A 700-nucleotide genomic window follows, 5' to 3' on the forward strand; every position below is an offset into this window, starting at 1 on the left:
CCTCAACGCCACCAGATACTTCGTGGTGAACCAACCCACCGTGCGCGACAAGTCGACATCACCAGCCAACTCCTCTTGGCGACCATGGCCCTCGACATCAATACCAACCGGCACACCCTCACCAACACCCAAAAACTGCGCACACGCCAACCCGAAAGCAATCAACAAAATGTCGTTGATCCCCGCATGCAACGCCGCCGGCACCTCACCAAGCACCATCCGAGTCGTCTCAACATCCAACGACGCCGACAACCGCCCCGCCGTGGCAAACGTATCCACCCCCGGCTCCACTGGCGCCAACACCGCCGGAGTATCCAACACCTGCTCCCACACCGGCAGCTGCGCAACAACCCCAGGCGCTAAAGCATGCTCAGCCAACACCGACGCCCACCGCTGAAACGACGACCCCGACGCCAACAACACAATCGGCGCACCGCCACGATGCTGAGCCCACCCAATAGTGAGGTCTTCCAACAAAATCCGCCACGACACCCCATCAACAGCCAAGTGATGCACAATCAACACCAACTGACTCGTCGAGACCACCCACAACGCGCTCAGCATCACCCCCGCAGCCGGATCCAACCGCGACCGCGCCCCCACCAACGCCTCATCAGACAACACATCCACCGACGCCACACAACCCGCAGCATCCACCGACCCCGGCTGCGGCACCCACAACGACCAACCACCCACACCA

General features: G+C 61.6%; 1 protein-coding gene. It reads right to left on the reverse strand.

The window, feature by feature from the left end:
• A partial coding sequence (locus tag DB708_RS25790; protein ID WP_133251058.1) for a condensation domain-containing protein occupies nucleotides 1-700 on the reverse strand: 700 nt, incomplete at both ends.

This window comes from Mycobacterium montefiorense (assembly GCF_003112775.1).
In the GTDB taxonomy this organism is placed as follows: domain Bacteria; phylum Actinomycetota; class Actinomycetes; order Mycobacteriales; family Mycobacteriaceae; genus Mycobacterium; species Mycobacterium montefiorense.